The following is a 3,997-nucleotide window of genomic DNA, read 5'->3' as shown; positions in this document are numbered from 1 at the left end:
CGTACGACCGGTGACACGCACGGCTTCATGAAAGCGATTGTCGACACGCAATCGGATCGCATCCTCGGCTTCACGATGCTCGGTTCGAACGCAGGCGAAGTGGTCGCGACAGTGCAGATGGCGATGCTCGGCAATCTTCCGTACACCGCTATCCGGGACGCGATCCTCTCGCATCCGACGATTGCAGAAGGGCTGAACATGTTGTTCGCGAGGATCCCTGAAAGAGCGTAGTCCGTAGAATCGCTTCAGCTACGCGCCCGTCCCGTCGATGCTCTCTGCACCAGCACGGGCGGGGGCGCTACGCGCATGGGCGTCTCGCAGTGGCCGCCGCTTTCGATCAACGCTTCGAGCAGCTCCACGGCCATCGCGGCGGCTGCATCGGTAGGGACCGCGACCGTCGATAACCCCGGTCGTGATTCGCGTGCCAGTTGAATATCGGTAATCCCGATCACCGACAAGTCGTCGGGAATGCGCATGCCGCGATCGGCTGCCGCATGCATCGCGCCCAGTGCAGGCAAATCATTGGTCGCGAAGAGCGCGGTCAGGTCCTCATGCTCCGTTAGCAATTCGCACGCGGCCTCGTAGCCGCCCTGGACGGCATCGCGGGTAAAACGCGCTTCCTGCGCCGGATGCTCCACGCCCGCCACCTTCAGCGTGTGGCAAAAGCCGGCGTATCGCGCGGCCTGCACGCCATCTGGCTGGCTCCCGATGATCGCGCCTATCCGTGTATGCCCCAGGTCCAGCAGATGTTGTGCGGCCAGCGCCCCAGCCGCAAAGAAATCGACCGCGACGCAAGGCAATCCCGGCGATATATCCGGCCGTTCCCACATGCACAGCACGACCGGCGTGCCGCGTGCACGCGTGGTGTGAAGATCGTCGAAAGCAATTCGTGAGTTCATCACAAGCACGCCTTCCGATAAAGTCCCCGCAATCTGATCCAGGTACGCGCGGCTGATCACGGGATCTTCGTTCGTATTACATACGATCAGAAATCGCCCGTTCTTGCGCGCTGCCCGTTCTGCCGCCAACGCGAACTCCGGATAAAACGGGTTGGCGATACTGGTCACCATCAACGCAAGAGTAGGCGCGCTTCCTTCGGCCAGCGCCCGTGCGGTCAGGTGCGGCCGATAGCCTAAAACCTCCACCGCATCGAGCACCCGCTGACGTGTCGCCGCGCCCACCTTGCCGCGCTTGCGCAGCACGTTGGAAACAGTCGCCGGCGTGACGCCGGCGCGTAAGGCAACCTCAGCCAAAGTAGTCATCGAAATCTCGAAACAGGGGTTAACGCACGCACAGCCGCGGGCACAACATCGGCCAAGTTCGGTGAACTATCGCTAGCTCGGCGGTTTCGTCCAAATATCCATGTCGTCGTCCATATTTTGGGATGGCTTCCCGGCATTTGTGTAAATCAGCCGACGCCGCTAGATTTGAGACCCAAGGCAGGTAAAAAAACACAGACGGAGACAGCCGGTCAAGGCGATCCCGAACACGGATCGTTTTTTCACTGGCAGAAGGTTAAGCGCTTAACCTTCCGTTGTCTCCCCGGTAAAACACGGAGACGTCGGCATGGCGAGCATCTCGTTACGATCGGTTCAAAAAGCGTACGGCGATCACGCACTCGTGATTCGCGATGTCGATCTTGAGATCGGCGAGCACGAATTCTGCGTATTCCTCGGCCCTTCGGGATGCGGCAAATCCACCTTGTTGCGCATGATCGCGGGTCTGGAAGACATCACGGACGGCGACCTGTATATCGACGGGAAACTCGTCAACGATGTGCCTGCCGCGCAGCGTGGCGTCGCGATGGTCTTCCAGAGCTACGCACTTTTTCCGCACATGACCGTCTACCAGAACATGGCGTTCGGCCTGACGCTCGCGAAGACACCAAAGGACGTGATTGACCGGAAAGTGAGGGAAGCCGCGCGCGTACTGCAACTGGAAGCGTTGCTTGAGCGCAGGCCGAAAGAGTTGTCCGGCGGCCAACGGCAGCGCGTGGCGATCGGCCGGGCAATTGTTCGGAGTCCGAGCGTGTTTCTCTTCGATGAACCGCTCTCCAATCTCGACGCCACATTGCGTGGCCAAACACGGGTCGAGATCGCGCGCCTGCACAAGCAGTTCAATACGGCTAGCGTTGTCTATGTGACGCATGACCAAATTGAAGCCATGACGCTCGCCGACAAAATCGTCCTGCTGCACGCGGGAGCTGACACGGCGAAGTACGGCAGCATCGCGCAAGTGGGAGCACCGCTCGAGTTGTATCACCGGCCGAGAAGCCGCTTTGTTGCGGGGTTTATCGGCTCGCCGCGAATGAACTTCCTGCCTGCGCGAGTGGTGTCAGGAAGTGCTGAAACCGTCACGATTCTCCTCGACGGAACGAACGAGCGAGTGGAGGTTCACGCTAACGGCGAGGCCTTGCGGCCCGATCAGGCCGTCACGCTCGGCATTCGGCCCGAGCATCTCGAACCGGCTGCAAACGACGGGTCGATTCAACAGATCAGCCGCACGGTGTCGCTGGTCGAACAACTCGGCGAGCACAGCTATCTGCATCTCGATCAACCGGGCGGAGCGGTGCTTATTGCCAAAGCGCCCGGCGACAAGACGCCACGTCAGGGCGAAAGCGTGACGTTTAACGTGCCACCTGCTTCCTGTCATCTCTTCACCGAAGACGGCTTTGCCGTCATGTCGGCAGCAGTCAAACAATTTGCGTAGGAGCGCACCGTATGCGTCTTGGAGTCTGTTATTACCCGGAACACTGGCCCGAATCGATGTGGAAGGACGATGCGGCGCGCATGAAAGCGCTGGGCATCGATCGCGTCCGGATTGCGGAGTTCGCGTGGAGTCGCATCGAGCCAACACCAGGTGAATACAACTGGGGCTGGCTGGATCGTGCAATCGATGTGCTCGCCGACGCAGGTCTGAAAGTCGTCATGTGCACGCCGACCGCGACGCCGCCGAAGTGGCTGATCGATCTTCATCCGGACATCCTTCCCGTTGGTGCCGATGGCCGTCCGCGTGCGTTCGGCTCGCGCCGGCACTACGATTTTTCATCGCCCTCGTACTTCGAGGCGTCGCAGAAAATTTGCACGGCTGTGGCTGAGCGTTACGGCAAGCATCCCGCCGTGGCGTTCTGGCAAACAGACAACGAGTTCGGCTGCCACAACACCGTAGTCAGCTATTCGCCGGCCGCGTTGCAGCGTTTTAGAGGATGGCTGAAGCATCGTTACGGCACGATCGACGCGCTTAACACGGCGTGGGGCACGGTCTTCTGGAGCATGGAATTCCGTAGCTTCGATGAAATTGATCTGCCCGTTGCCACCGTGACGGAAGCGCATCCGACGCATCGGCTGGATTACCGGCGCTTCGCCTCCGACGAAGTCGTGCGCTACAACCGCATGCAGACCGGGATCATTCGCGCGCATTCTCCGCAGCGGCCGGTCGCGCACAACTTCATGCAGCTATTCACCGAGTTCGATCACTACAAGGTGGCGGCCGACCTGGATATCGCGACATGGGACAGTTATCCGCTGGGCGCGCTGGAGGAGCAGTGGTTCGATCCGTCGATCAAGTCGAAGTGGCTGCGCACGGGTCATCCCGACTTCGCATCGTTTAATCATGATGTGTATCGCGGCATGTCGAAGCTGCCGTTCTGGGTGATGGAGCAGCAGCCGGGGCCCGTGAACTGGGCGCACTGGAATCCCGCGCCGCTGCCGGGCATGGTGCGTCTCTGGAGTTGGGAGGCATTCGCGCACGGAGCCGGGTGTGTATCGTATTTTCGGTGGCGGCAGGCGCCGTTCGCGCAGGAACAGATGCATGCGGGTCTGAACACGCCGGACAACCAGCTCGATTTGGGCGGCGCGGAAGCGTCAGTGGTAGCGAAGGAAATCGAGCAGGTGCTGGAAGCGGACGGCGAGTCCAAAGTCTCCACCAAAGTTGCACTTGTTTGGGATTACGAAGCAAAGTGGTTATTCGAGATTCATCCACAAGGCGCCGATTTTCA

At 60.2% G+C, this 3,997-nt stretch carries 3 protein-coding genes and 1 pseudogene; 3 read left to right on the top strand and 1 reads right to left on the bottom strand.

Going from position 1 to position 3,997, the window contains the following annotated elements; genetic code table 11:
- A pseudogene (locus JWR14_RS14835) lies at positions 1-231 on the top strand (mercuric reductase); the annotation flags it as partial.
- Positions 232-245: 14 nt separating this feature from the next.
- On the opposite strand, the gene JWR14_RS14830 reads toward JWR14_RS14835, so the two are convergent.
- Positions 246-1,262 (bottom strand): LacI family DNA-binding transcriptional regulator, encoded by a 1,017-nt coding sequence (locus tag JWR14_RS14830; RefSeq protein ID WP_299707950.1) that lies wholly within the window; start codon positions 1,260-1,262, stop codon positions 246-248.
- Between the two features lie 304 nt (positions 1,263-1,566).
- On the opposite strand from JWR14_RS14830, the gene ugpC reads away from it, so the two are divergent.
- Positions 1,567-2,709, top strand: a complete 1,143-nt coding sequence (ugpC, locus tag JWR14_RS14825) for a sn-glycerol-3-phosphate ABC transporter ATP-binding protein UgpC (protein WP_299707948.1) — start codon at positions 1,567-1,569, stop codon at positions 2,707-2,709.
- A gap of 11 nt (positions 2,710-2,720) precedes the next feature.
- Positions 2,721-3,997: beta-galactosidase (locus JWR14_RS14820; protein WP_299707947.1), on the top strand; the 1,277-nt coding region annotated here is incomplete at its 3' end.

The organism is Caballeronia sp. (assembly GCF_028292365.1).
In the GTDB taxonomy this organism is placed as follows: domain Bacteria; phylum Pseudomonadota; class Gammaproteobacteria; order Burkholderiales; family Burkholderiaceae; genus Caballeronia.
The sequence above is the reverse complement of the archived record's forward strand: the minus strand, read 5'-3'. Positions and strand labels throughout refer to the sequence as shown.